The organism is Candidatus Tisiphia endosymbiont of Nedyus quadrimaculatus, assembly GCF_964059235.1.
GTDB lineage: Bacteria > Pseudomonadota > Alphaproteobacteria > Rickettsiales > Rickettsiaceae > Tisiphia.
This window is the reverse complement of sequence record NZ_OZ060452.1, coordinates 1,078,393-1,102,697: the sequence shown is the minus strand read 5'-3', so window position 1 is coordinate 1,102,697 and position 24,305 is coordinate 1,078,393. Positions and strand designations below refer to the sequence as shown.

Genomic DNA, 24,305 nt, shown 5'->3' with positions numbered 1-24,305 from the left:
AATAGGTTTCACTATAGTGTTCCGTGTGAATATGTGGGACTTAGCGTACAGATTAAATCCTATGCTTGGCAAATAGTGATTTTACATGAAAGCAAGATTATTGCAGAGCATGTTCGTAGTTTTAAACGCTATCAGAAGAATTATAATCCATGGCACTATATAGCAGCTCTAGAACGTAAACCCGGTGCTTTACGTAATGGTGGACCGTTCAAAGAGTTAATGAGTTTGTTACCTGAGATATTTGGCAAACTACGAAATAAGTTAGAGACTTACAAGGATGGTGATAAACAATTTATAGATATCCTGCTACTTGTTAATAAGTATGGATTAGAAAAGGTAACAAATGCTTGTAACCTAACAATTGCTGCTGGCGGCTGTAGCTCTAAATTAGTTGAGCAATATTTGTTGCAACCAGCAATGAAACTAGATATCCAAGAGACTGAGTTTATTCAGCTAAAAAATCCTCCTGATGCTGATTGTAGTATTTATAGCAAGTTGCATTTAACAACGGAGGTAAATTAAATGAAAGACTTAATATTGTTATTAGATAAATTAGGTTTAGTCGGTATGAAGATGCAGTTAGCTGAGTCAAGTAATTTAACAAATGATGTCCCTACTACTAGTGTGTATGATGTGTTAAAGAAACTTCTTGAAGCAGAGTGTGAATATACTCGATGAAAATCAAGAATTGCGTTGTCGTCTTCAGGGATCTTCGGTGCTCACGTACTAAATGTACGCTCCGCTCCTCGACCCTTCGACTCCTAGCACTTCATAATTTTGATCTTCGTCTATCAACTCTTCATTTACGAGTAGTATATAAGAAGTCACGCTCGCTAGGTTATAGGTTGCAACTAGCTAAGTTCCCAACCATAAAGTTACTATCAGATACATGCCAAGCTAAATTGGTTGAAAATATTGATATACAAAAAGTGATTGATAATCATCAGAATATCATGTTCATAGGTGGTTCTGGGTCTGCAAAAACTCATCTAGCAATTGGTTTGGCGTTCACCGCCATTGAAAAAAGTTACAGGGTAAGATTTTATACTTTAAATGAATTAGCTAGCCAATTGCTTAATGCTAGAATCCATAATTATGAAAGCAAATTCATCGATTCAGTTAAGAGATTCCATCTGATTGTAGTAGATGAATTAGGCTATGTATACTCGATGAAAATCAACAATTGCGTTGTCCAAGACCTGCGGTGCTCACGTACTAGTGTACGCTGTACTCCTCGGCTTGGACACTCCTAGCACTTGTTGATTTTGATCTTCGTCTACCAACTCTTCATTTATGAGCAGTATACCAATAAAAGCCGAAGCTAGATTCCTGTTATTTGAGTTATTTGCTAAATTGTATGAGCAAACTTCAGTGATCATTACTACCCATTTGAGATTTGAAGAATGGAATGATATGTTTGGTAATGCTAAGGCAACAAAAGTAATTATCGATAGATTGACACATCATTGTCAAATCATAGAAACTGGTAATAAAAGTTTTAGAGGAGGGAAAGATGTAGATTAAAGATTAAAATAATAGACTACGGTATTAATTAAAAATTACAATGATTTTAGAAAATTCTATCTGAATTTTAACCAAAATTAACTAATTTTTTTATGTGGTTAGGGGGGGCAATAGCTGATTACAATTTACACTATACGTAATACATTCTACGTATTCTTCCAATTGTTTCCACTATAAACACCCTTTTAAAAACTCCTTAAAAAAATATTAAAAATATTAATTTTTTGGAGATATTGTTACTTATTTAGGGGATCAAATTTCATTACAATTTTTCCCTTAAAGGGGTCAATAGCTGATTACAATTTACACCATTGCTAGAATTGAGGTGTGATATCTTACTTACAGAACTTACCGCTGCTTCTGATTGAAAGTTTTGCTCTTGCGTTGACTTACTTTCTGCCAAGTTTTGTTGACAATTTTTTTCATTTTCCTCACAATCATCGCTAGAATTTAGGATGGGTATCTTGCTTACAGAACTTACCGTTGCTTCCGATTGAAGATTTGGCTCTTCCGTTGATTTAATCTCTTCCAAACTTTGTTCACAATTTTCTTCGAAAAAATTTTTTTTTGCCATATCTAGATATAGATATATTATATAGATAATTATCTATTATATTGTGTGGTGGAAAATTTTTTCCAGTTGAGTGGAAATTTTTTTCGAGTTAGGTTGAATATTTTGACCTATTGAGTTATGGTTTGTTTCAGATTGCTTTGAAAATTCTTGTTGGTTAGAATTATAATTATTAGTTTGGCAATTAGTTTTACGGAAACTGACAAAATTTTTAAGGAGTTTGATACATTGAATATTAGGACATCTCATATTATGTATAATCAAAATAGTTGAATGACAATCAATTAAACCACTGTCTTTCAGTTCTTCTAGACATTGCTTTACCCGTTTTTGACAAACTCCTAACTGTTGCTGGAAGAAAAGATAGCCTTCTTGTAATTCTTCTGCTGGCTTACCTATCTTGTTATAAAATTGTAGACGAGAAACTATCAACGACAAAAGTTGACGAGAAGTTGTACTTAATCGCTTACCACAATTGTTAGTAAGATTTCGCCACTCAGGTGGGATAAAATTACCCACAAAATTGTAAAAAATGATATCAGGATTTTCAACTAAATTGCCGGAGGAAATTAACGTTTTTGTCATATTTTCCTCCTCTGAAAATCAGTTAGAAAGAGACTTTTTTTGTGGTTGTATTTCTGCAACTTTGGTATAAAATCAACAGAAAACCAACAGAAAAGTTTTTGTGCAGAATCACAGAATGTTCTGAATCCCTGATAAGTATCTGATAAGAGTGGTGAAATTTGACCCAGCGATACTCTTCTCGCGTAGGCGAGGATCTAAAAAAGTAGCTAGGAAGAATATATAAACATTTTTAGATCCCTGCTTTCGCAGGGATGACATCAGAAGAAATAGGTATGACATACTAATTCAACTTACAATAATATATTATGAATTTTATCGATGAAGCTAAAATATACTTAAAAGCCGGTAATGGTGGTGATGGGGCGATTAGTTTCCATCGAGAAAAATATATTGATATGGGTGGACCTGATGGTGGCGATGGTGGTCGTGGTGGTAGCATTATTTTTAAGTGCAATTCTCATCTTAATACTTTAGTAAATTTTAGGTATAAACTGCATTTTAAAGCAGAAAATGGTGAGAATGGTAAAGGCTCGAACCGTAGTGGTAAGTCTAAACCTGCTTTACTCCTAGAAGTACCAGTAGGAACACAAATATTCTCAGAACATGGCGATGTTCTACTATATGATTTCACTTCCGATGAACAAACTTTTGAAATTCTTAAGGGAGGCAAAGGCGGGCTTGGTAATAGCCATTTTAAGTCATCTACCAATCAAGCTCCGCGACGTAGGACTGAAGGTGTTGTGGGAGAAGAGATGTGGGTAAATTTACAACTCAAACTACTTTCAGATGTTGGTCTTATAGGTCTACCTAATGCAGGGAAATCGACTTTCCTTGCAGCCACGACATCAGCAAAACCTAAAATTGCTGATTATCCATTTACCACACTAAGCCCTAATCTTGGTGTGGTTTATGTAGATGATGAAGAATTTGTGATAGCTGATATCCCAGGTTTAATAGAAGGGGCTCACTTAGGACATGGACTCGGTGATAAGTTTCTAAAACATATTGAGAGATGTAATTTATTGATTCATTTGATATCAGCAACAAGTGATAATTTGATTGCTGATTATAGAACTATTAGGAACGAGCTTGAATCATATTCGAGCTTATTAAAAAATAAGCTCGAAATAATTTGTTTGAATAAGTGCGATGTTTTGTTAGAAGAAGAAATTAAAGACAAAATTACAGAATTGCAAAAAATTACTAGTGAGGAAATTTTTGTAGTGTCTAGCTATACAAGAACTGGATTAAATGGGGTAATTAAAAAAGCTCTTGAAAACGTAAAAAACACAAATCAAAGGTTTGCATAATTGATTATATATAACCTCAACTATCGATGTAATAAATTAATAGTAGGCTCAAGTAATCATCGCTATTAGGGGTGATGTCACAACTGTCGAAAGTTTACAAATACCTATACCACAGCGTCATTGCGAGCGTAAGCGAAGCAATCCAGGAAACAATCTTAGATATAATGATGTTACTGGATTGCTTCGTCGGTCTTACGACCTTCTCGCAATGACGTATAAAGAAGCTGTATTTACTAACTTTCAACAGTTATGGGGGTGATGTCACCCCTGCCGCCATTATCTCACCCCTACTTGCCATTATGTCAATCCCTGCTTTCCTTTATGTCATTCCCGCGTAGGCGGGAATCTAGAATGTCTAAAGCACCCTTCCTGTCTATTTCTTTAGCCCGGATATTGCATGAGATAGGAGGAGACAAAATCCCTGTAATGATATATAATACTAGTGTTACAAAGCATTAAAGCAAGGAGTTTTGCCATGACAAATTGTATAGCATCAAATTACCAATTTACCAAAGTAAAAAATCGTCAATTAGCAATAAATTTCACTAGTGGTGATATTAGTAGCGATGGAGGTGTGTTGTTGCTAGGAGAAGCAGATATAGTGAAACACATTGAATTAGGTGAGTTTATATGATATAAATAAGAGAAAAAATGTCAACAAGCCCATATAGTCAAGATTTAAGAGAAAAAGTAATAAATTATATAGAAAAAGGTAATAGTCAAATATCTGCTGCTAAGATATTTGATATACACAAGAATACAATTAGTCGTTGGAAGGTAAGGAAGAAAAAAGAAGGAACAATATTAGCAAAAGCGAGATTAGGATTTAAAAGTAAAGTTGACAAGCAACAATTAGAAGATTTTGTTAAAAATAATTCAAATATTACGCTAAAATATCTTGGTAAAAGATTTGGGATTACAGGCACTCAAGTTGGAAGAATATTAAAGAAGTTAGGCTATAGTTATAAAAAAAACCCTTCAGCTATTTGGAAGCAAGTGCAGAGAAACGATCTGAATATTTAGAAAAGGTCAGTAAATATGACAAAGAGCAAATGGTGTATCTTGATGAGAGTGGTATAGATAGGACCATTTGCCAAGATAGAGGTTGGGGTAAGATAGGAGAATTGTTGGTTGGACAAAAAAGTGGTAAACAGTATCAAAGAACTAATATCATAGCTGGTTTAGTAAATAATAAGCCGATAGCCCCTTTTGTGTTTAATGGAACTTGTAATACAGAACTATTTAATAATTGGGTTGAGAAGTTTTTAATTAAAGAATTAAAAGCAGGACAGGTTGTAGTACTAGATAATGCTAGTTTCCATAAATCAAAGAAGACGAAAGAATTAATAGAATCAGTAGGTTGTAAGGTTATTTTTTTACCCCCATATTCACCAGACTTAAATCCAATAGAAAAATTTTGGGCTAATATGAAAAAATGGATTAAAAATAAGATAACAGAAACTAGTAAATTATTCGAAGCTATTTCTATGTTCTTTGTCACCTAATTCAATGTATTTTAGTATAGAAGACTTGGTATCACTAATGATGTAAATTGTAATGAACTATTGACGTATTTAGAGCAAGAATTGTAAAGAGAATTGACCCACCTAAAAAGAAATAGTAGCTCCTACATAAATTAATAATTTGTTAATAATTTGTAGGAGTTTTTAGGGAGTGTTTATCGTGGAATCAATTTCAAAGATACGTAAAATGTATCATGTTGATGGCAAGGCAATTAGAGCAATTGCCAAAGAGCTTAATATATCAAAAAATACTGTTAAAAAAGTTATACGCTGTAAATTGTAATATGGTTTTGACCCACTATTGTAATCACATCTGACCCACCTCTTGCAATAGTAAAACCCTGATGAGATATGGATTGTGGAGATTAAATTATGAACTTAGATGGGTCAATAGTTCATTACAATAGTGGGTCAAAAACACATTACAATTTACATATCTGATTTACTCATAATCTATGATTAATTACAATAATCGATCTATAGGATTTAATTTTGGTATATAGGTTAACTTTAATATTTCACTCATTGATATGTTCACATTTTAATATCTCATAGAATTTAATTACTTTGTTTATACTTTAAATGAAATATTAGTTAGATATATTATGTTCTTTGTCACCTAATTCAATTTGATGTACTATAAAACCTGAATTTACCCCAATTCGAGATAAGAATTAGTTAATTCTTATCCCGGATTGGCTTTAATATATATTGATGAACTATCAGAAGTTAATTAATTAGCTTAGCAGTTTAAATTAATCAATACTAAACAATAATTAAAATCTTAGTACAGGACAAAGAGATTAACAAGGTGATAATAGAAGTAAAGATGGTATTATTGTCTTAACAAATTTTGTTATAACTTCCATCCATTTTTCCATCATTTCTTCAATATTCAAAAATATTCTCTGCAAGTAATCTAAGCCATACCTGAATAAGGAGATAGACTTTCTACCATGTTTTTTAAGCTTTATAGGTTTGATAGAATTTTGCCATTGACCCACAACATAAGCAAAAGTAAATGCTATAGCAAGTAAACCAAGCAATTTACTAATTCTATCTAAATGTATTATATGGGTATTTTCAAAATTGAAGCCCCGCGTCTTAAGGCAAGCAAAAAGGCTTTCTATTTCCCATCTTTTTTTATATATATTTAGTGCTACATGCGGATTATCATTGGTAGCTATGATTACTAATACGCCTTCATCATTACGCAGTGCAGCCACAGATACTTTAGGTCCTTTATAATTCTTACCCAAATATCTTTTTCCTTTAAACAACATATATTCACCATTCTGTAACTTCTTAATTAAATGATTAGCAGTAACTAACTCATCTTCTGCTCTACCAATGGCAAGATTGGCTTTGATTCTAATATAAAATGGTATCATTTTATCGTCTAAAAACTTTAGCCATAAATCACCAATAAACTCCCGATCCCCAAGCAATGCTGACATCTTCTCTATGCCAAATACAGTAATAAACCTTTCCATTAATTGCTGACGTTCAATGTTATTAGAAGTTCCTGCTTTTGGCAACATATCCCACATAATTGGTATAGCAATGCCTTTATGGCAAATAGATAATACTAAAATATTGATGTCAAGCTTGCCAAATTTCCAATTTGTTCGATCAAGCACTAGTAACCATTGATCAGTATCAATTCCAGCCAACCTCACCAATAACTTGGCTAAGGACGTATATACTACTCGTAAATGAAGAGTTGATAGACGAAGATCAAAATTATGAAGTGCTAGGAGTCAAAGGGTCGAGGAGCGGAGCGTACATTTAGTACGTGAGCACCGAAGATCCCTGAAGACGACAACGCAATTCTTGATTTTCATCGAGTATATGATAATTCACATTTGGCAAAAAATCTCTGTAATTTCTTATAGCGTGATTCTTGCTTATCTCCTTTTATCGTTAAGGCAAGCTGGGTAAGATTTACATCTCTCACTTGCAGTAATCCTAATATTATTTGTTCTATTAATTTTATGCTTGCAAAACTATTAAAAAAGTAGTCTCCTATTAATTGTGATAACGCTGTACTCATTCTCTTGCCTCTTAAGTCTTCAATAACCTAAGTAATAGACCTTTGGCTACGCGTTATCTACTATTTTTTATTCTCTCCTTAATCTCTTTGTCCTGTACTGAGAATTAAAATAGTAAATAAAAGTTTACGAATAGTGTCAAAATAGTAACGGAATTTTAGGAATATATATTTTAACTATAGACTACAAAGTATCTATTATCCTGTAACGTGCATAATTATTTTGCACTATCACAAAATAAATTGGAATTATGGTGATTAGGTAATTTGCAGAAATTGGCTAGGTTGACAATGATTTAATATGTCCTAAATTAGCCCAAGTAAGAATTTTTTGGTCTCTAGTAAGTAACGTAGCCCCATAACATTTTGCTGTAGCCACAATAATTCTATCAGCTGGATCGCCATGAAACTCATCCATAAGAGAAATACTTTCTGCAGCAATTTCTGGGGAGATATCTTTGATAGATAATCCGTTAATATTAGCTATAGATTCTAGGAAGTCTTTTATAGGTTCATAAACGTTAATACGTTTTTTTAATTTAAGCATAGCAATTTCCCATAGAGAAATTGAACTTAGAAATAATTGCGAATTTTCTTGAGCTAAATTTATTTGTTGTTTAACATCTTCTGATAATTCTTCAGGTTGTAACAACGCCCATAGTAAAACATGAGTATCGAGTACTATAGGATTATTCATGTTCTACGTTCCATTTTTCGTCAATTGGTTCTAATATATCAGCTTTTATCTCAGCTTTATTTTTAAGCATTCCAAATAATGAAACTTTTTTGGTATCAATTGGTAATACTTTAGCTATTGCTTTCTCTCTTTTAGTAATTATAACTGATTGTCCATTAACTTGTAGTTTTGCAATTATTTCAAGACAATGAGACTTAAATTGGCTAATAGCTATTTTAGTAGACATTCTTTTAACTTATAATAAATATATAATTTATAGTATAATTAGTTAAATGTAATAGTCAAATATATTTATTATATTTATTGTAGGTTAATTTAGTCAACATTTGATTATATTAACTTAGTAGTTATAATAGTAGTTAAGATTTATCTATCTAACTATCAGAAAAACGACCGTTTTTTTGGCTTGGCAAAACCAACTTTAAAGTGAACAAAAAACCACAAGAAAACTAGTTGCATCAATCTGCATAAGTTTGTATCTTCTATTATAGCTTTTCTTATATAAAAAGGGTAATTATGTTAATAGGTTATATGAGAGTATCAAAAGCTGATGGTTCACAAGTTTTAGATTTACAACGAGATGCACTTATACAAGCAGGTGTAGACTCTGGAAGAATTTACGAAGATGTAAATTGTAATCAGCTATTGACCCCCTATTGTAATAAACTATTGCCCCCCTAACCACATAAAAAAATTAGTTAATTTTGGTTAAAATTCAGATAGAATTTTCTAAAATCATTGTAATTTTTAATTAATACCGTAGTCTATTATTTTAATCTTTAATCTACATCTTTCCCTCCTCTAAAACTTTTATTACCAGTTTCTATGATTTGACAATGATGTGTCAATCTATCGATAATTACTTTTGTTGCCTTAGCATTACCAAACATATCATTCCATTCTTCAAATCTCAAATGGGTAGTAATGATCACTGAAGTTTGCTCATACAATTTAGCAAATAACTCAAATAACAGGAATCTAGCTTCGGCTTTTTGTAAATTGTAATCAGCTATTGACCCCTTTAAGGGAAAAATTGTAATGAAAATTGCCCCCCTAAATAAGTAACAATATCTCCAAAAAATTAATATTTTTAATATTTTTTTAAGGAGTTTTTAAAAGGTTGTTTATAGTGGAAACAATTGGAAGAATACGTAGAATGTATTACGTTGATGGCAAAGCAATTAAAGCAATTGCTAGAGAACTGAATATATCAAAGAATACAGTAAAAAAAGTCATTCGCAGCAATCAAACTAAATTTGAGTTAGCAAAATATAGCAAAGGTAAGCCTGTTCTTGGCAATCATCTTGAAGTACTAAATCAGCTATTAGCAGAGAATAGCAAGGAGTCGGTTCGACGTAGAATGACGGCAGCTATACCAACAGCTTCAGATATCGGGTTATACAGGAAGTTACGAATCTGTGAATCTAATTGTACGAAACTTCCGTAGAGAATACGAGGCAAGGGGCGGGCAAGTTTTTATTCCATTAAATTTTGAAGCTGGTCAGGCGTTTCAGTTTGATTGGGGAGAGGAAGAAATATGTTTAAATGGGGAGGTTACTAGAGTTAAAGCAGCGAGAATAAAGCTATGCTATAGTCGTTATTCTTTGGTAGTGGTTTATCCTAATGAGCAGCTGGAAATGGTTATGGATGCCCATGATCAAGCTTTCAAGTTTTTTGCTGGTTGTTGTAAGAATGGTATTTATGACAATATGAAGACGGCTGTCAAAAAAATATTGATTGGCAAGGATCGTATCTTTAACGAGAAGTTTATCCAAATGGTCTCTCACCATTTATTTGAGCCACTTGCCTGTAGTCCAGCATCAGGATGGGAGAAAGGACAGGTTGAGAAACAAGTAGGAGACACTAGACGTAACTTTTTTACTCCAATATTGAAAGGAGATAGTTATGAAGCTATTAACATTCAGCTAAGAGAGATGTCTATAGAGTGGGCTAAAACTAAAAGACATCCTGAATTTACAGAAAGAACGATTCTAGAAATATATGAGGAAGAGAAGGCATATTTAATAGGATATAGAGGGCAGTTTACCGGTTATAGATTACATCCAACGACCGTATCACCTTTGAGTTTAATACAATACGACACCAATATGTATATAGTTAAGTCCATAGGATTAGGTGACAAAGAACATAACGATTATAAGTTGTCTTAGCAACGGCGGGAATCTAGATATCTGCTTTCGCAGGTATGACACAAAATTTATATCACCTAATTCAATAGGTTTCACTATAGTGTTCCGTGTGAATATGTGGGACTTAGCGTACAGATTAAATCCTATGCTTGGCAAATAGTGATTTTACATGAAAGCAAGATTATTGCAGAGCATGTTCGTAGTTTTAAACGCTATCAGAAGAATTATAATCCATGGCACTATATAGCAGCTCTAGAACGTAAACCCGGTGCTTTACGTAATGGTGGACCGTTCAAAGAGTTAATGAGTTTGTTACCTGAGATATTTGGCAAACTACGAAATAAGTTAGAGACTTACAAGGATGGTGATAAACAATTTATAGATATCCTGCTACTTGTTAATAAGTATGGATTAGAAAAGGTAACAAATGCTTGTAACCTAACAATTGCTGCTGGCGGCTGTAGCTCTAAATTAGTTGAGCAATATTTGTTGCAACCAGCAATGAAACTAGATATCCAAGAGACTGAGTTTATTCAGCTAAAAAATCCTCCTGATGCTGATTGTAGTATTTATAGCAAGTTGCATTTAACAACGGAGGTAAATTAAATGAAAGACTTAATATTGTTATTAGATAAATTAGGTTTAGTCGGTATGAAGATGCAGTTAGCTGAGTCAAGTAATTTAACAAATGATGTCCCTACTACTAGTGTGTATGATGTGTTAAAGAAACTTCTTGAAGCAGAGTGTGAATATACTCGATGAAAATCAAGAATTGCGTTGTCGTCTTCAGGGATCTTCGGTGCTCACGTACTAAATGTACGCTCCGCTCCTCGACCCTTCGACTCCTAGCACTTCATAATTTTGATCTTCGTCTATCAACTCTTCATTTACGAGTAGTATATAAGAAGTCACGCTCGCTAGGTTATAGGTTGCAACTAGCTAAGTTCCCAACCATAAAGTTACTATCAGATACATGCCAAGCTAAATTGGTTGAAAATATTGATATACAAAAAGTGATTGATAATCATCAGAATATCATGTTCATAGGTGGTTCTGGGTCTGCAAAAACTCATCTAGCAATTGGTTTGGCGTTCACCGCCATTGAAAAAAGTTACAGGGTAAGATTTTATACTTTAAATGAATTAGCTAGCCAATTGCTTAATGCTAGAATCCATAATTATGAAAGCAAATTCATCGATTCAGTTAAGAGATTCCATCTGATTGTAGTAGATGAATTAGGCTATGTATACTCGATGAAAATCAACAATTGCGTTGTCCAAGACCTGCGGTGCTCACGTACTAGTGTACGCTGTACTCCTCGGCTTGGACACTCCTAGCACTTGTTGATTTTGATCTTCGTCTACCAACTCTTCATTTATGAGCAGTATACCAATAAAAGCCGAAGCTAGATTCCTGTTATTTGAGTTATTTGCTAAATTGTATGAGCAAACTTCAGTGATCATTACTACCCATTTGAGATTTGAAGAATGGAATGATATGTTTGGTAATGCTAAGGCAACAAAAGTAATTATCGATAGATTGACACATCATTGTCAAATCATAGAAACTGGTAATAAAAGTTTTAGAGGAGGGAAAGATGTAGATTAAAGATTAAAATAATAGACTACGGTATTAATTAAAAATTACAATGATTTTAGAAAATTCTATCTGAATTTTAACCAAAATTAACTAATTTTTTTATGTGGTTAGGGGGGGCAATAGCTGATTACAATTTACACTATACGTAATACATTCTACGTATTCTTCCAATTGTTTCCACTATAAACACCCTTTTAAAAACTCCTTAAAAAAATATTAAAAATATTAATTTTTTGGAGATATTGTTACTTATTTAGGGGATCAAATTTCATTACAATTTTTCCCTTAAAGGGGTCAATAGCTGATTACAATTTACAAACTTAGATGAGAAAATGCTAGATAAGCACTTTCGTATACTTAATGATTTAGATGTGTACTAGTCAAGACGGACTGTTGAAAAAGTATAAATAGTTAAAATTATACTAATGTTTTTACTTTTTAGTAGCAATAGGTAAAAATACAAAAAAATAATTTTAATACACCGTCAAGTTAAGTTATAATGGACTGAAGAAATTAGACAAAAAAGAGAGTAGTTAAGTTTCCGTAATAAGTTAGAATAAAAGAGTTAAACTTAAAAGGAACAACTATGAAAAATAAGGTAAGAATTTTCAGTGCCGAAGAAAAAACAAAAATAGTGCTAGAATTATTAAAAGAGGATATTACATTATCTCAGCTATCATCGAAATATGAAGTTAATGCGAAGAGTATCCGAAATTGGAAGAGTCAATTTGTAGAGAAGTATTGAGTGAATATCAAGAGCAAATTAATAAGCTAAAGGAACAAAATGATGAACTTGCTAAAGCACTCGGGAAAACTACTGTTGAGAGGGATTGGGCTGTAGGAAAGTTAAAAAGCTTGGACTTATCAAATAGAAAAAGTCTTGTCGAATCCGAGCTAAAGCTGTTACCAAAGGCAAGACAGTGTGAATTATTGGAAGTTAATCGTGCTTCAGTATATTATAAAGCTAAGCCCTTTAGTACAGACAATTTGAAGGTTTTAAATAGAATAGATGAGATCTATACAGAAAATCCTGAATTTGGTTATCGTTATATTCATCAACAATTATTGGAAGATGGTTTTGCTGTTGGTAAGGATGGAGTACTAAAATATATGAGGATGATGGGGATAGAGGCTAGTTATCCACACAAGAAACAACTTACTTCTGTAAAGGATAATCAACATCAGATTTATAGCTATTTACTTGATCAATATTGGACTAAATTAAAGAGCTAAAAGATGGTATTGATAATTATATGAATAAATATAATTATCAAAGATTTCATTCAGCTATTGGTTGCAAAGAACCTATGGATATCTATCTTGATTATATGCAAAACTACATGCAAATTACTGCTTAATAAATGCAAAATAAGAAACAAAATTATCTTTTTTTTGTGTTGATTTTTCAGTCCATTATATGAGTTTGGTGATATAATAACGTAACCTAATGAATCCTAGCAAAAACTGAATAAAAGCTTGAAGAATAATCTATGAAAATATTAATCCTTGGTATAACAGGCATGCTTGGCAATGCCATGTTTAGGTTTATGGCTGAAGATCATAACCTTAACGTTTACGGGGCAGCTAGGAATAATGGTGCTTACCGTTATTTTTCTGAAGAGTCATCTAAACAACTCATTGCCCCAGTAAATATAGAAAATCATGATTCTCTTATTAAATTATTTGCAACAATTCGACCTGATGTGGTAGTAAATTGTATTGGGCTAATTAAACAACTAAAGGATGCAAATGATTCCCTACAAGCACTATCAATTAATGCTTTGCTTCCTCATAGACTTAGTATAATATGCCAAGCTATAGGGTCTCGTTTTATACATGTTAGTACAGATTGTGTATTTTCCGGGTCTAAGGGTAACTATACAGAGAGTGATTTTGCAGATGCTAATGATCTCTATGGTCGCTCAAAGTTTTTAGGGGAAGTAAATTATCCTAACACTATAACACTTCGTACTTCAATTATCGGGCATGAGTTATCGGGAGGTAAGAGTCTTATTGGCTGGTTTCTTGCACAAAAAAATCAAGTTAGAGGATTTGTCCAAGCCGTGTTCTCTGGACTTCCAACTATTGAATTAGCAAGGATAGTTCGTGACATCGTTATACCACGACCCGATATGCGTGGACTTTATCATGTCGCAGCAAAACCGATCAATAAATATGATTTGTTAAAACTTGTGGCTAGTACTTATAAAAAAACAATCGAAATAATTCCATCTAATGAACTGGTCATTGATCGCTCACTTAATGCCGAACTTTTTAATAAGGCAACGGGATATGCACCGCCTGAGTGGCCAGAGTTAATTCAACGTATGTATAAATTTCAATAAAAGGTAAGAATGTTTGTTAATAAAATTTTAATGATTACTGGAGGTACGGGGTCATTTGGTAACACAGTGATGAAACGATTACTAGAAAGTGATATTAAAGAAATTCGCATATTCAGTCGGGATGAAAAAAAACAAGAAGATATGAGGATTGCTTTCAATAACCCAAAGCTTAAGTTTTATATTGGGGACGTAAGAAATTATGATAGTATTTACTATGCTATGAAAAATGTTAATTATGTGTTCCACGCTGCAGCCTTGAAGCAAGTTCCATCATGTGAATTTTATCCGATGGAAGCAGTGCGGACTAATGTACTGGGAGCTGAAAATATGATGAATGCAGCTGTTGCCAATGGTGTTGAGCGGATTGTGGTACTCAGTACTGATAAGGCGGTATATCCTATCAATGCCATGGGTTTATCAAAAGCAATGATGGAAAAATTGTTGATAGCTAAAGCTCGAATGAGTTCTAAAGGAGATACCGTCCTGTGTTGTACTCGTTATGGTAATGTAATGGCTTCCCGTGGCTCGGTAATACCTCTTTTTGTTAATCAAATTAAAGAGGGAAAACCGCTAACTATTACCGACCCAAATATGACACGTTTCTTAATGTCACTTGAAGATTCTGTAAACTTAGTGTTATATGCCTTTGAACATGGGCAACAAGGTGATATTTTTGTGCAGAAAGCTCCGGCTGCAACAATTGAAGTATTAGCTCATGCTATAAAAGAATTATTTAATGCTAATAATGAAATTCGTTTAATTGGCGTGCGTCATGGAGAAAAAATCTATGAATCCTTGGTTTCTTCTGAGGAGATGGTCAAAGCTGAAGATTTAGGAAATTATTACAGGATTCCTGCCGATAATCGTGATCTCAATTATTCAAAGTTTTTTATAGAAGGAGATCTAAACGTTGCTTCTCTAACTGACTATACATCATCTAATACAGAAAGATTGAATATAGAACAAGTTAAAAAACTTTTACTAACACTTGACTTCATTAAAGAGCAACTTAATGCTTAAAGTAATGACCATTATTGGTACTCGCCCAGAACTTATTAAAATGTCTAGAGTAATTTCTGAGTTTGATGAGTATACGAACCATATTTTGGTTCATACAGGGCAAAATTTTGATTATGAACTGAATCAGATTTTCTTTGACGATCTTAACATTCGTAAACCAAATTATTTTTTAGAAGCTGCTGTTAGTGGTAATGCAACACAAACCATTGCACGCATTATTGAGAAAACTGATGAGGTTTTAGGAAAAGAACAACCAAATGCATTATTGCTTTATGGTGATACGAATTCCTGCCTTTCGGTTATCGCAGCCAAAAGGCGGAAGATACCAGTTTTTCATATGGAAGCCGGCAACCGTTGTTTTGATCAAAGAGTACCAGAAGAGCTAAATCGTAAAGTAGTTGACCATTTAAGTGATATCAATATAGTTCTGACTGAACATGCCCGTCGTTACCTTATTGCCGAAGGTGTATCTCCGGAGAGAATTATTAAGTCTGGTTCGCATATGCAAGAAGTGTTAGGTTATTTTATGCCTAAAGCGCATCTATCAAATGTGCTAGCTAGCCTAGAACTTCAAGCTCATCAATATTTTTTAGTCAGTATTCATCGCGAAGAGAATGTAGATGTGTCAGCCAATTTACAGGACTTACTTAACACTTTACAGATGTTGGTTAAAGAATATGATATGCCCGTGGTTGTATCAACACATCCTCGTACACGTCAGCTGTTAGAAAAATTAGGTATTAAAGGTTTGGATAAACAAATTCGGTTTTTAAAACCATTCGGTTTTCTAGATTACATCAAACTGCAAATGGAGGCTTTCTGCATTTTATCTGATAGTGGTACAATTACTGAGGAAGCTTCTCTTCTTAAATTACCAGCAATTACCATTCGTAATACTCACGAAAGACCTGAAGGTATGGATGAAGGTGTTTTGATAATGAGTGGTCTTAAAGTAGAAAAGGTTCTAGATGCTGTACGCATTGTAACCAAACAACATAGTAAACATAGTCATTTACAAACAATCGTTTCAGATTATAATGCTGGCTTAGTCTCACAAAAAATACTCCGTATTGTTTTGAGCTACGTGGATTATATTAATAGAGTTGTATGGTTTAAGTGAATTAGTACCACCCTCCTAAATTGAATTGTTAAATGTACATAAAGGTTTGTATGACTAGAATATCTCAGGCTAATTTGCCTTGTCGGTTCTCTCAATCTCAAATGAAAGAGTTTGCACTGCTTGCGAGCAATAAGATTATTGATGCAAAAAATAATGGTATGTATTATCTTGAGCCATTTAAACACCTAGTAATTGATAATTTTTTACATGCTGATTTAGCTCAAAGTTGTTTGGATAATTTTCCTTCCCCTAATGAAGATATATGGGATAGAAGCTATGATGAAGATATTGAGATAAAACAAAGGACTATATGGAAATCAGAATTTGATATACCGGAAGCTATTGTTGATACTATTCGTTTGCTCAATTCGTCTATATTTCTTTTAGCCTTATCAGAGACTTTTAATATTAAAAAACTTGTGCCTGATCCATATTTTACTGGTGGGGGGCTTAATCTCACAATGCCAAATGGTTTATTAGATGTACATGTTGATGGTAATTATCATGACGCAACGGGACTTAATCGTCGTATGAATGTTATTATATATTTCAACCCAAAATGGCAAGAAGGATGGGGAGGAGAATTTGGAATATATAATAATAATGGCGAGAATTGTTTAAAAAAGATTGCTCCATTATTTAATCGTCTTGTTGCATTCGATACGCACGATAAAAGCTATCATGGTTTACCAGATCCATGTAAATTTCCAAAAGGCGAATATCGTAAATCGATCATTTTATATTACTATACAAAAGCCCCTCGGGAATCTATTAATAATATTATTGACAAACCTCATAGAGCTCTGTGGAAAAAACGTAATTTTACTGATAAGGATGGTAAAGTTATTAGAGAATATAGCTGAGATTTTATGAGTAGTAGTTTAATGAAGATACTGCAAGTGAATGGATATGAATCACCAGGTCGTAGATTTAGTGGATTATCTATAACACCACTTCTTAAAAAATATGGCATTGAATCTCGTCATTTAATTTGGGAGAAGGATACTCAGAATCCGGAAATACTAACTTTTGAAGGATCAATAGCTCGAAAAATTAATCGGGTAATTAATAAAATAGAACGAATTACTTCTTTACAGTCGGTACTGCATTTGAACGCTTCGCGAATCATCAGAATGCCGGTCTTTAAAGAAGCTGATCTTATTCACCTTCATATTATAAGTTCAGGATATTTTTCTATATCAGATTTATCAAAGATTACCAAGCTAAAGCCAACGGTTTGGACTTTACATGATCCTTGGGCTATGACAGGACATTGTATTCATCCGTTTGATTGTAAACGTTGGATGACTGGTTGTGGTAATTGTCCTGACCTGACTAGCCATATACCACTTGCTAGGGATAATACTAGATTTTTATTTAATTATAAGCATGCAGCTTACAAGAGATCTAATTTCGATATTATTGTAGCCTCAAAATGGATGCAAGATATGGTTAATAACTCACCAATGTTTGAGAATAAACTAGTTCATTTAGTGCCATTTGGGTTAGATCTAAACTTCTTTTCCGCTGCTGCTTATCCAAATGCACGAAAGCTATTTGATATTCCTGAAGATGCTTTGGTAATATGCTTTCGGGTAGAGCAAAATGAGTTTAAAGGAGTACCTTATATTATTCAGGCACTCGAACGTATTAAGTCAAAGCAGCCAATTTGCTTGTTGACTTTGAGTAGTGGGGGAGCATTATTACAGCAATTTGTCGACCGATTCCAGCTGGTAAATCTTGGTTGGACTAATGATGAAGAATTAGTGCGGGATGCATTGGTAGCTGCAGATATTTTTTTAATGCCATCAGTTGCAGAAGCATTTGGTATGATGGCAGTTGAAGCAATGGCCTGCAGTAAACCTGTAATTGTTTTTGAAGGTACTTCATTGCCTGACGTTACTTTTGCTCCAGATGTTGGTTTGGCAGTACCTATGCGTGATGGAGAAGCTTTGTACTTAGCACTACAACACTTAATTGATAATCCGGATGAATGTAAACGGCGAGGACAAAAAGGTAGAATGATGGCTGAATTGCATTATGGAGATGAAACCCAAGCTAAAAAGTTAGCTGATATTTATAATAGGGTTGTTGCTAGATGAAAATTTTACTTTTAACAGATATGCCTCCTTGTCATAATTTTACTGCAGGATTAGTACTAGACCGTTTAGTACGGTTTTTACCAATTGAACAAATTGCAATTTGCTCAATTGTACACCCCTACCTTAAACCAATCATACCTAAAGAATTAGAGATAATTCCTCACCTTAAATTGATAAAACCTCGGGAAATGGCTCCGAGGAGATTGTGGGGCAAAGCAGGTAGGTTGCTAGCACTTGTCTTTGAGTTAATTCAAGCAATGCGGGTAAAATACTCAATATTACCACAAATTGTTAATTTTGCAAAACAACAGCAAGTTGATGCATTATGGGTGGTGTTGGAAGGACAAACTATTGTACGTTTAGCAAAACCTCTTTCTTGTAAGTTAGCATTACCATTATTTACTCAAGTATGGGATCCTTTCGAGTGGTGGTTGCGTGAGAATAATATTGATGTATATACTAGGCGACGACTTTTAGCAGAGTTCGATGAGGTCATAAAACATAGTAAGTCATGTGCATCTGCTTCATGGACAATGTCAAAGACTTATTTGCATAAATACGGTGTGCGTAGTATACCTATAATTGCTAGTTTACCTAATAAATTTGCCAAGATACCTGCAACAAGACCACATGAGAATAGGAATGAATTTATCATTGCTATAGCAGGACAATTATATGCACAAGATGCATGGCAATGCCTTATTAATACTCTGAATCAAGTTAATTGGTCTATAGCAGGAAGGCGAATTCGTCTTAGAGTCCTTGGGGCTCACTTTCAGGTATATACTCAGTCGCCAACCAATTTCGAATATCTAGGATGGCAGTCACAAGAAGAAACCATCAATTTCTTAGAAGATTCAGATCTCCTGTACATGCCGTACTGGTTTTCAGAAGAGTATCGTCTTGAGGCTACCAATAGTTTTCCTGGAAAATTGGTCTCCTATTTTGCCGCTGGTCGTCCTGTTTTTTGTCATGCACCATATTATGCATCACCTACTAGATATATAGCCAAGCATAATGCAGGGATTTTGTGTACATCTATGGATTCTCTAGTTGTTTTGCAAAAACTAGAACATGCTATCCTAAATACAACTTCATATGCAATAGTTACAAAAAATGCTACTGCTTGTTTTTTGATGGACTTTACTTTAGAGCATATGCAGAAAACATTTTTTGAGTTTTTAGGATTAGATAGTGCATCAAAAAATAACTTAAAGAATAAATTCTCTGAAGTATATAATAAGAATATTTTTGGAGGATCTGTATCACGTTCTGGCGAAGGGTCTGATCTATTACAGACGGAAATTGTTAGAAACGAGATACCAAAGATTATTAGAGAATTTAAAATTAAAACCTTTCTTGATGCTCCATGTGGTGATTGGTATTGGATGCAAAAGACAGAGCTTGAAGTAGAACAATATATTGGCGTTGATATTGTAGATGCTTTGATAGAAAAAAATAAAGAAGAATTTGGTAATGCTACAAGAATATTTAAAGTTTTGAATCTAGCTAAAGACACTTTACCAAAAGCTAATCTTATTTTTTCACGAGATTTACTAGTACACCTAAATTTTGAAGATGCATTTAAAGTAATAGCTAATTTTAAAAAATCAGGTGCTACTTATCTATTAACAACAACATTTGTAAATAGAGGGTTAAATGAGGAGCTTAAAGAAACTTTTTGGCGTGTTTTAAACTTGCAACAACCACCGTTTAATTTTCCAAAACCGATTTTATTAGTGAATGAGGGTTGTACAGAAGATGCGGGTTTATATTCTGATAAAAGCTTAGGACTTTGGTTATTAAAGGATATCTCATTATCAATTGGATGGGATTGAAAATGAGTAAAGAGAAATTGCTATGATGAATAAATACAGTTTAGACAAGTCATGTGAGCTATTTCAATGAGCAATAGCATCTTTTATCCAAAGGTTTCACTTGTTATTCCCGTTTACAACGGTGCTAATTATATGCGTGAAGCAATAGATAGTGCAGTTGCTCAGACTTATAAAAATTTAGAAATTTTAGTTGTTAATGATGGATCAAATGATAATGGTGCAACAGAACGCATAGCCTTGTCTTATGGTAACAAGATTCGTTATTTTTCCAAACCAAACGGGGGGGTAGCTTCAGCCTTGAATTTGGCAATTAAAGAAATGAAAGGAGAATATTTTTCATGGCTTAGTCATGATGATGTTTACGTTCTAGAAAAAATTGAACATCAAATTAATGTACTCAATAGTCTTCCTAACCGTAATACGATTATTTACGGGGGGTATGAAGTTATAGATCGTAAATCCAAATCACTGTCTTTTACAAGACCAGATCAAATATTATCAGTGGAAAAATGTAATATACCATTATTCCCTCTTATGCGGGGATTAATTCATGGATGTGTTCTCTTAATACCCACAAAATATTTCCGTGAAATTGGCATTTTTGATGAAACATTATTAACTACCCAGGATTATGCACTTTGGTTTGAGTTTTTACGGATAGCACCTATTCATTTTGATGATCGTATTTTAATTAAAAGTCGTACTCATCTAGACCAAGGAATACATAAAATTACTAGCCATATGAATGAATGTAGTGAATTATGGTCTGGGTTTCTCAGAAGGTTAACTTTAGAAGAAATGACTATAATGGAAGGATCGCCTTATTTATTCCTGCATCGTACTAGTGTTTTTCTTGCAAATGCTTCTTGTTATCAACCATCTAAGCTAGCTGAATCAATGGCTAATGCTCTTTTAACTGACATTAAGATTAGTGTAATTATGCCAATTTATAATAGAATTGATTTGGCAATTGAGTCTATAAAGAGTGTTGTTGCACAAACTCATAAATGTTTTGAATTGATTATAGTAGATGATGGTTCTGAAGATGATGTATCTAGGTTAATTGAGGAATGTAATAAAGATAGTAGAATTAAATATATTCGTAAGGAAAATGCAGGATCAGCAGTGGCACGTAATCTAGGTATTAAACATGCATCTGGGCAATACATAGCGTTCATTGATTCTGATGATTTGTTTTATGACAATAAACTTGAGGTTCAATTGAAGTTTATGGAGGATAATAGTTTGTTATTCTCGCATACTTCTTACCATAGGATAGATTGGGCTGGAAATTTGATCAAATATATAAACTCTGGTACTTTTAGCGAGCAAGTCTTTCCAAACATTATTACTAAATGTCCAATAGCAATGTCTAGTGTGATGGGAAAAACCTCCCTTTTTATGTCAAACAAATTCCCTGAAAATATAAAGATTGGTGAAGATATATGCTTATGGATCTCTATAGCAAGCAAACATGATATAGAAGCAATTGATTTGGCCTTATCATGCGTTAGGGTTAATTATGGAATTAGTAACTGTTTCAATAATAGAAAAATGACAATAAGGTTAGTTAATATTTTCTCATTTGTTATGAATGATGAATATTTAAGTCAATTTGATAAGCACGTTCAGTTGTTACTATTTTCTGCAGCAAATATATCTAGCTTTCCATTAGATAAATTAATAAAATTTAATGACTGGCCATCTGAGAGACGTAACCCTAATATAGTAGTGAAGTTAATTAGATCACTGCGTGTAGATGGTTTTAGAATAACGTGGAACAAAATTTGTAGGAAACTAGGTATATAATGGACTGAAGAAATTAGACAAAAAAGAGAGTAGTTAAGTTTCCGTAATAAGTTAGAAAAAAAGAGTTAAAGTAGAGAGTAGACGTAAGCGTTACCACTTACGCCCCTCATTAGAACCTCATCGTGCGGTTTTCCCGCAATGGGTTCAAGATAAATTCCTTCACCTGATTATTTTAATCTAGCTATCTAACACAGTTTAGTTGTCGTCAATTATTGAAAGTCTGTGCTTTCATAACGTTTCCCTGTGTTAGTCGAACTTACCCACCAGCCTTCCCTCCATTGGCATGTAAATTGTAATCAGCTATTGACCCCTTTAAGGGAAAAATTGTAATGAAATTTGACCCCCTAAATAAGTAACAATATCTCCAAAAAATTAATATTTTTAATATTTTTTTCTCAGTACATGACAAAAAGTGTTAAAAAGCGTGCAATAATGACCCACTAAATGGGTTAATGTGCGTTGAAAAATGACCCACCTAAGAAGTGGGTGTAGTTGTGCTGGGAAAATAGTACAATGTAAGATATATGCTGAACATCTAGTATTTATTTATAATGGTCAAGAGGTAGGTCGTCATAAACGGAAATTTACTAAGGGAGAAACTTGTTATGACGTCAATCATTATCTGCCAATATTAAGGTATAAACCCGGAGCATTAAGAAATGGTGAACCATTCCTTAATATGAATTTACCAGAAGAGCTCATAGAAGTTAGAAGACGTCTTGAGAGCAGCCCAGCAGGTACAAGAGATTTTGCTCATATATTATCGTATATAGCAATGGAATCCATAGAAGCAGTAGTATCAGCATGCACCCAAGCACTAAAAATAGGAACTGTTAGTAAGGAGGTAATTTTAAATATTATATTACGTAATAAAGATGAGTTAAAAGTAACAGAGCCAAGTAATTACCAAGAATATCATACTTTAAAACATATCCCGAAAGCTAATTGTGAGATATACGATAATTTTCTCAAGTTAGGAGGTAAGTAATGAACAATGTATATCAAGAATCTACTAGAGAAGATATTATAAATGTTATGAGAAAGCTAAAATTTACAGGGATGCTTGAGTCTTATGATGAAATTATATCTGATGCCATAAGGCGTAAAGAAGCCTCGAATTATATTTTACATAATTTATTAAAATCTGAACTAACAACACGAACTCTTAGGTCTATTCAAAGTAGGATTAGCGCAGCAAAGTTTCCTGAGAAAAAAGATATAGATAATTTCATATTTATCGATACCCCAATAAACCAAGAACAAATTATGCATCTATATAGTTGCGAGTTTATTAAAACATCTAGAAATATAATCCTAGTTGGTGGTACTGGTAGCGGTAAAACTCACCTAGCTATTGCATTAAGTACAAAAGCAGTACGAAAAGGTTATAAATCAAGATTTTTTAATCTTGTAGATCTTGCTAATCAATTAGAATATGAAAAGAACTCTGCTCAGGTAGGAAAACTAGCAGCTTCCTTGCAAAAAATAGATGTACTAGTCCTAGATGAGCTTGGTTATCTACCATTTTCTAAGAATGGCGGTCAACTTATCTTTCATCTATTATCTAAAATACATTCCAACACTTCAATTATTATTACTACTAATCTTATATTCTCAGAATGGTCACAAATATTTGGTTGTAATAAAATGACTTCAGCGCTACTTGATAGAGTTTGTCATAATTGTGATATCATTGAAACGGGAAATGAAAGTTATCGTATGAAAAAAAAACAATAGTTCTAGACTTATGTGGGTCATTTTTCAACGCTCTTCCTGGGTCATTTTTCAACGCTTATTGACATGAGTCAATTAGAAAGGTAATTTATACAACTAATTCAGTTGAATCTGTCAATAGTCAATTGCGTAAAGTAACAAATAATAAGCGGGTTTTTCCTAATGATAATGCTGTTTTTAAAAGTTTATATTTGACAATTGACTATATGACCAAAAAATGGACTATGCCCATTCCAAACTGGAATGAAGCTATGGCTCATTTGATGGTTAAATTTGAGGATAGGCTTAACAAAATTTAATGACCTATTTTTTCGAATTTACACAGTTT

The 24,305-nt window shown here is 33.3% G+C and carries 31 protein-coding genes and 4 pseudogenes; 28 read left to right on the top strand and 7 right to left on the bottom strand.

What is annotated here, in order from left to right; translation table 11 throughout:
• The first annotated feature begins 33 nt into the window (after positions 1 to 33).
• The 4 genes and pseudogenes from AB3211_RS05255 to AB3211_RS05240 all read left to right on the top strand — a co-directional run.
• Positions 34 to 522: a hypothetical protein gene (locus tag AB3211_RS05255; RefSeq protein WP_367363842.1), complete on the top strand. Its 489-nt coding sequence runs from the start codon at positions 34 to 36 to the stop codon at positions 520 to 522.
• The gene (locus AB3211_RS05250) at positions 523 to 678 is read left to right on the top strand and encodes a hypothetical protein (RefSeq protein ID WP_367363755.1); all 156 of its coding nucleotides are present in this window, start codon (positions 523 to 525) and stop codon (positions 676 to 678) included.
• Positions 675 to 1,253, top strand: coding sequence for an ATP-binding protein (locus AB3211_RS05245; RefSeq protein ID WP_367363841.1), 579 nt, complete (start codon positions 675 to 677; stop codon positions 1,251 to 1,253). The genes AB3211_RS05250 and AB3211_RS05245 overlap by 4 nt, the downstream gene beginning before the upstream one ends.
• Positions 1,254 to 1,326: 73 nt before the next feature.
• Positions 1,327 to 1,524, top strand: a pseudogene (locus AB3211_RS05240) (ATP-binding protein); the annotation flags it as partial.
• A gap of 262 nt (positions 1,525 to 1,786) precedes the next feature.
• Here the strand turns inward: AB3211_RS05240 and AB3211_RS05235 are convergent.
• A complete protein-coding gene (locus AB3211_RS05235) occupies positions 1,787 to 2,098 on the bottom strand; it encodes a hypothetical protein (RefSeq protein ID WP_367363854.1) in 312 nt (103 codons plus the stop codon).
• Positions 2,099 to 2,134: 36 nt separating this feature from the next.
• Positions 2,135 to 2,680 (bottom strand): hypothetical protein, encoded by a 546-nt coding sequence (locus tag AB3211_RS05230; protein ID WP_367363853.1) that lies wholly within the window; start codon positions 2,678 to 2,680, stop codon positions 2,135 to 2,137.
• 305 nt (positions 2,681 to 2,985) lie between these two features.
• Here AB3211_RS05230 and obgE point away from each other — a divergent pair, with 305 nt between their 5' ends.
• The 5 genes from obgE (at position 2,986) to AB3211_RS05205 (ending at position 5,796) form a co-directional block, all read left to right on the top strand.
• Complete coding sequence (gene obgE / locus AB3211_RS05225; protein WP_367363852.1) at positions 2,986 to 3,990, top strand: GTPase ObgE; 1,005 nt, start codon at positions 2,986 to 2,988, stop codon at positions 3,988 to 3,990.
• A gap of 475 nt (positions 3,991 to 4,465) precedes the next feature.
• Positions 4,466 to 4,624 carry a hypothetical protein gene (locus AB3211_RS05220; RefSeq protein WP_367363851.1) on the top strand — a complete coding sequence of 53 codons (159 nt, stop codon included), beginning with the start codon at positions 4,466 to 4,468 and terminating at the stop codon, positions 4,622 to 4,624.
• Between the two features lie 17 nt (positions 4,625 to 4,641).
• On the top strand, positions 4,642 to 5,013 hold the full coding sequence (locus tag AB3211_RS05215) for an IS630 transposase-related protein (protein ID WP_367363850.1): 372 nt from the start codon (positions 4,642 to 4,644) through the stop codon (positions 5,011 to 5,013).
• Complete coding sequence (locus AB3211_RS05210) at positions 4,977 to 5,495, top strand: IS630 family transposase (RefSeq protein ID WP_367363849.1); 519 nt, start codon at positions 4,977 to 4,979, stop codon at positions 5,493 to 5,495. The genes AB3211_RS05215 and AB3211_RS05210 overlap by 37 nt, the downstream gene beginning before the upstream one ends.
• Before the next feature lie 205 nt (positions 5,496 to 5,700).
• Positions 5,701 to 5,796: a helix-turn-helix domain-containing protein gene (locus tag AB3211_RS05205; RefSeq protein WP_367363848.1), complete on the top strand. Its 96-nt coding sequence runs from the start codon at positions 5,701 to 5,703 to the stop codon at positions 5,794 to 5,796.
• Between the two features lie 520 nt (positions 5,797 to 6,316).
• On the opposite strand, the gene AB3211_RS05200 is transcribed toward AB3211_RS05205, so the two are convergent.
• The 4 genes from AB3211_RS05200 to AB3211_RS05185 all read right to left on the bottom strand — a co-directional run bounded on the left by AB3211_RS05200 (position 6,317) and on the right by AB3211_RS05185 (position 8,486).
• Complete coding sequence (locus AB3211_RS05200; RefSeq protein WP_367363847.1) at positions 6,317 to 7,186, bottom strand: IS4 family transposase; 870 nt, start codon at positions 7,184 to 7,186, stop codon at positions 6,317 to 6,319.
• A gap of 167 nt (positions 7,187 to 7,353) precedes the next feature.
• Complete coding sequence (locus tag AB3211_RS05195) at positions 7,354 to 7,566, bottom strand: hypothetical protein (RefSeq protein WP_367363846.1); 213 nt, start codon at positions 7,564 to 7,566, stop codon at positions 7,354 to 7,356.
• Positions 7,567 to 7,843: 277 nt separating this feature from the next.
• On the bottom strand, positions 7,844 to 8,260 hold the full coding sequence (locus tag AB3211_RS05190) for a type II toxin-antitoxin system VapC family toxin (protein WP_367363845.1): 417 nt from the start codon (positions 8,258 to 8,260) through the stop codon (positions 7,844 to 7,846).
• A complete protein-coding gene (locus AB3211_RS05185) occupies positions 8,253 to 8,486 on the bottom strand; it encodes a type II toxin-antitoxin system Phd/YefM family antitoxin (RefSeq protein ID WP_367363844.1) in 234 nt (77 codons plus the stop codon). Before AB3211_RS05185 ends, AB3211_RS05190 begins: the two co-directional genes overlap by 8 nt.
• Positions 8,487 to 8,776: 290 nt before the next feature.
• Here AB3211_RS05185 and AB3211_RS05180 point away from each other — a divergent pair.
• Positions 8,777 to 8,887 (top strand): annotated as a pseudogene (locus AB3211_RS05180) (recombinase family protein); the annotation flags it as partial.
• A gap of 152 nt (positions 8,888 to 9,039) precedes the next feature.
• Here AB3211_RS05180 and AB3211_RS05175 read toward each other — a convergent pair.
• Positions 9,040 to 9,234 (bottom strand): annotated as a pseudogene (locus AB3211_RS05175) (ATP-binding protein); the annotation flags it as partial.
• A gap of 155 nt (positions 9,235 to 9,389) precedes the next feature.
• On the opposite strand from AB3211_RS05175, the gene AB3211_RS05170 reads away from it, so the two are divergent.
• The 18 genes and pseudogenes from AB3211_RS05170 to AB3211_RS05085 all read left to right on the top strand — a co-directional run bounded on the left by AB3211_RS05170 (position 9,390) and on the right by AB3211_RS05085 (position 24,276).
• On the top strand, positions 9,390 to 9,707 hold the full coding sequence (locus tag AB3211_RS05170; RefSeq protein ID WP_367363757.1) for a helix-turn-helix domain-containing protein: 318 nt from the start codon (positions 9,390 to 9,392) through the stop codon (positions 9,705 to 9,707).
• A complete protein-coding gene (gene istA, locus AB3211_RS05165; protein ID WP_367363843.1) occupies positions 9,679 to 10,431 on the top strand; it encodes an IS21 family transposase in 753 nt (250 codons plus the stop codon). Before AB3211_RS05170 ends, istA begins: the two co-directional genes overlap by 29 nt.
• Before the next feature lie 96 nt (positions 10,432 to 10,527).
• Positions 10,528 to 11,016, top strand: coding sequence for a hypothetical protein (locus tag AB3211_RS05160; protein ID WP_367363842.1), 489 nt, complete (start codon positions 10,528 to 10,530; stop codon positions 11,014 to 11,016).
• Complete coding sequence (locus tag AB3211_RS05155; RefSeq protein ID WP_367363755.1) at positions 11,017 to 11,172, top strand: hypothetical protein; 156 nt, start codon at positions 11,017 to 11,019, stop codon at positions 11,170 to 11,172.
• The gene (locus tag AB3211_RS05150; protein ID WP_367363841.1) at positions 11,169 to 11,747 is read left to right on the top strand and encodes an ATP-binding protein; all 579 of its coding nucleotides are present in this window, start codon (positions 11,169 to 11,171) and stop codon (positions 11,745 to 11,747) included. Before AB3211_RS05155 ends, AB3211_RS05150 begins: the two co-directional genes overlap by 4 nt.
• A 73-nt stretch (positions 11,748 to 11,820) precedes the next feature.
• Positions 11,821 to 12,018: pseudogene (locus AB3211_RS05145) on the top strand (ATP-binding protein); the annotation flags it as partial.
• Positions 12,019 to 12,595: 577 nt separating this feature from the next.
• The gene (locus tag AB3211_RS05140; RefSeq protein ID WP_367363840.1) at positions 12,596 to 12,754 is read left to right on the top strand and encodes a transposase; all 159 of its coding nucleotides are present in this window, start codon (positions 12,596 to 12,598) and stop codon (positions 12,752 to 12,754) included.
• Positions 12,724 to 13,242: an IS3 family transposase gene (locus tag AB3211_RS05135; protein WP_367363839.1), complete on the top strand. Its 519-nt coding sequence runs from the start codon at positions 12,724 to 12,726 to the stop codon at positions 13,240 to 13,242. The genes AB3211_RS05140 and AB3211_RS05135 overlap by 31 nt, the downstream gene beginning before the upstream one ends.
• Before the next feature lie 257 nt (positions 13,243 to 13,499).
• On the top strand, positions 13,500 to 14,354 hold the full coding sequence (locus AB3211_RS05130; RefSeq protein WP_367363838.1) for a dTDP-4-dehydrorhamnose reductase family protein: 855 nt from the start codon (positions 13,500 to 13,502) through the stop codon (positions 14,352 to 14,354).
• 9 nt (positions 14,355 to 14,363) lie between these two features.
• Positions 14,364 to 15,374 (top strand): polysaccharide biosynthesis protein, encoded by a 1,011-nt coding sequence (locus AB3211_RS05125; protein ID WP_367363837.1) that lies wholly within the window; start codon positions 14,364 to 14,366, stop codon positions 15,372 to 15,374.
• A complete protein-coding gene (gene wecB, locus AB3211_RS05120; RefSeq protein ID WP_367363836.1) occupies positions 15,367 to 16,494 on the top strand; it encodes a non-hydrolyzing UDP-N-acetylglucosamine 2-epimerase in 1,128 nt (375 codons plus the stop codon). The genes AB3211_RS05125 and wecB overlap by 8 nt, the downstream gene beginning before the upstream one ends.
• A 50-nt stretch (positions 16,495 to 16,544) precedes the next feature.
• The gene (locus AB3211_RS05115; RefSeq protein WP_367363835.1) at positions 16,545 to 17,357 is read left to right on the top strand and encodes a 2OG-Fe(II) oxygenase; all 813 of its coding nucleotides are present in this window, start codon (positions 16,545 to 16,547) and stop codon (positions 17,355 to 17,357) included.
• Between the two features lie 6 nt (positions 17,358 to 17,363).
• Entirely contained in the window at positions 17,364 to 18,596 is a 1,233-nt protein-coding gene (locus AB3211_RS05110; RefSeq protein WP_367363834.1) for a glycosyltransferase family 4 protein, read from the top strand.
• Positions 18,593 to 20,434, top strand: coding sequence for a hypothetical protein (locus AB3211_RS05105; protein ID WP_367363833.1), 1,842 nt, complete (start codon positions 18,593 to 18,595; stop codon positions 20,432 to 20,434). Before AB3211_RS05110 ends, AB3211_RS05105 begins: the two co-directional genes overlap by 4 nt.
• A gap of 66 nt (positions 20,435 to 20,500) precedes the next feature.
• Positions 20,501 to 22,243 carry a glycosyltransferase family 2 protein gene (locus AB3211_RS05100; protein WP_367363832.1) on the top strand — a complete coding sequence of 581 codons (1,743 nt, stop codon included), beginning with the start codon at positions 20,501 to 20,503 and terminating at the stop codon, positions 22,241 to 22,243.
• A gap of 466 nt (positions 22,244 to 22,709) precedes the next feature.
• Positions 22,710 to 23,231, top strand: a complete 522-nt coding sequence (locus tag AB3211_RS05095; protein ID WP_367363831.1) for a hypothetical protein — start codon at positions 22,710 to 22,712, stop codon at positions 23,229 to 23,231.
• Positions 23,231 to 23,980: an IS21-like element helper ATPase IstB gene (gene istB / locus AB3211_RS05090; protein ID WP_367363705.1), complete on the top strand. Its 750-nt coding sequence runs from the start codon at positions 23,231 to 23,233 to the stop codon at positions 23,978 to 23,980. Before AB3211_RS05095 ends, istB begins: the two co-directional genes overlap by 1 nt.
• A 122-nt stretch (positions 23,981 to 24,102) precedes the next feature.
• Positions 24,103 to 24,276, top strand: coding sequence for a hypothetical protein (locus AB3211_RS05085; RefSeq protein WP_367363830.1), 174 nt, complete (start codon positions 24,103 to 24,105; stop codon positions 24,274 to 24,276).
• Positions 24,277 to 24,305 lie beyond the last annotated feature (29 nt).

What these genes read in the sequence shown, in the direction of transcription:
- AB3211_RS05250 (WP_367363755.1), top strand. Translation starts at nt 523, where the DNA reads ATGAAAGACTTAATATTGTTATTAGATAAATTAGGTTTAGTCGGTATG.
- AB3211_RS05245 (WP_367363841.1), top strand. Translation starts at nt 675, where the DNA reads ATGAAAATCAAGAATTGCGTTGTCGTCTTCAGGGATCTTCGGTGCTCA.
- AB3211_RS05235 (WP_367363854.1), bottom strand. Translation starts at nt 2,098, where the DNA reads ATGGCAAAAAAAAATTTTTTCGAAGAAAATTGTGAACAAAGTTTGGAA.
- AB3211_RS05230 (WP_367363853.1), bottom strand. Translation starts at nt 2,680, where the DNA reads ATGACAAAAACGTTAATTTCCTCCGGCAATTTAGTTGAAAATCCTGAT.
- obgE (WP_367363852.1), top strand. Translation starts at nt 2,986, where the DNA reads ATGAATTTTATCGATGAAGCTAAAATATACTTAAAAGCCGGTAATGGT.
- AB3211_RS05220 (WP_367363851.1), top strand. Translation starts at nt 4,466, where the DNA reads ATGACAAATTGTATAGCATCAAATTACCAATTTACCAAAGTAAAAAAT.
- AB3211_RS05215 (WP_367363850.1), top strand. Translation starts at nt 4,642, where the DNA reads ATGTCAACAAGCCCATATAGTCAAGATTTAAGAGAAAAAGTAATAAAT.
- AB3211_RS05205 (WP_367363848.1), top strand. Translation starts at nt 5,701, where the DNA reads ATGTATCATGTTGATGGCAAGGCAATTAGAGCAATTGCCAAAGAGCTT.
- AB3211_RS05195 (WP_367363846.1), bottom strand. Translation starts at nt 7,566, where the DNA reads ATGAGTACAGCGTTATCACAATTAATAGGAGACTACTTTTTTAATAGT.
- AB3211_RS05190 (WP_367363845.1), bottom strand. Translation starts at nt 8,260, where the DNA reads ATGAATAATCCTATAGTACTCGATACTCATGTTTTACTATGGGCGTTG.
- AB3211_RS05185 (WP_367363844.1), bottom strand. Translation starts at nt 8,486, where the DNA reads ATGTCTACTAAAATAGCTATTAGCCAATTTAAGTCTCATTGTCTTGAA.
- AB3211_RS05155 (WP_367363755.1), top strand. Translation starts at nt 11,017, where the DNA reads ATGAAAGACTTAATATTGTTATTAGATAAATTAGGTTTAGTCGGTATG.
- AB3211_RS05150 (WP_367363841.1), top strand. Translation starts at nt 11,169, where the DNA reads ATGAAAATCAAGAATTGCGTTGTCGTCTTCAGGGATCTTCGGTGCTCA.
- AB3211_RS05140 (WP_367363840.1), top strand. Translation starts at nt 12,596, where the DNA reads ATGAAAAATAAGGTAAGAATTTTCAGTGCCGAAGAAAAAACAAAAATA.
- AB3211_RS05130 (WP_367363838.1), top strand. Translation starts at nt 13,500, where the DNA reads ATGAAAATATTAATCCTTGGTATAACAGGCATGCTTGGCAATGCCATG.
- AB3211_RS05125 (WP_367363837.1), top strand. Translation starts at nt 14,364, where the DNA reads ATGTTTGTTAATAAAATTTTAATGATTACTGGAGGTACGGGGTCATTT.
- wecB (WP_367363836.1), top strand. Translation starts at nt 15,367, where the DNA reads ATGCTTAAAGTAATGACCATTATTGGTACTCGCCCAGAACTTATTAAA.
- AB3211_RS05115 (WP_367363835.1), top strand. Translation starts at nt 16,545, where the DNA reads ATGACTAGAATATCTCAGGCTAATTTGCCTTGTCGGTTCTCTCAATCT.
- AB3211_RS05110 (WP_367363834.1), top strand. Translation starts at nt 17,364, where the DNA reads ATGAGTAGTAGTTTAATGAAGATACTGCAAGTGAATGGATATGAATCA.
- AB3211_RS05105 (WP_367363833.1), top strand. Translation starts at nt 18,593, where the DNA reads ATGAAAATTTTACTTTTAACAGATATGCCTCCTTGTCATAATTTTACT.
- AB3211_RS05100 (WP_367363832.1), top strand. Translation starts at nt 20,501, where the DNA reads ATGAGCAATAGCATCTTTTATCCAAAGGTTTCACTTGTTATTCCCGTT.
- AB3211_RS05095 (WP_367363831.1), top strand. Translation starts at nt 22,710, where the DNA reads ATGACCCACCTAAGAAGTGGGTGTAGTTGTGCTGGGAAAATAGTACAA.
- istB (WP_367363705.1), top strand. Translation starts at nt 23,231, where the DNA reads ATGAACAATGTATATCAAGAATCTACTAGAGAAGATATTATAAATGTT.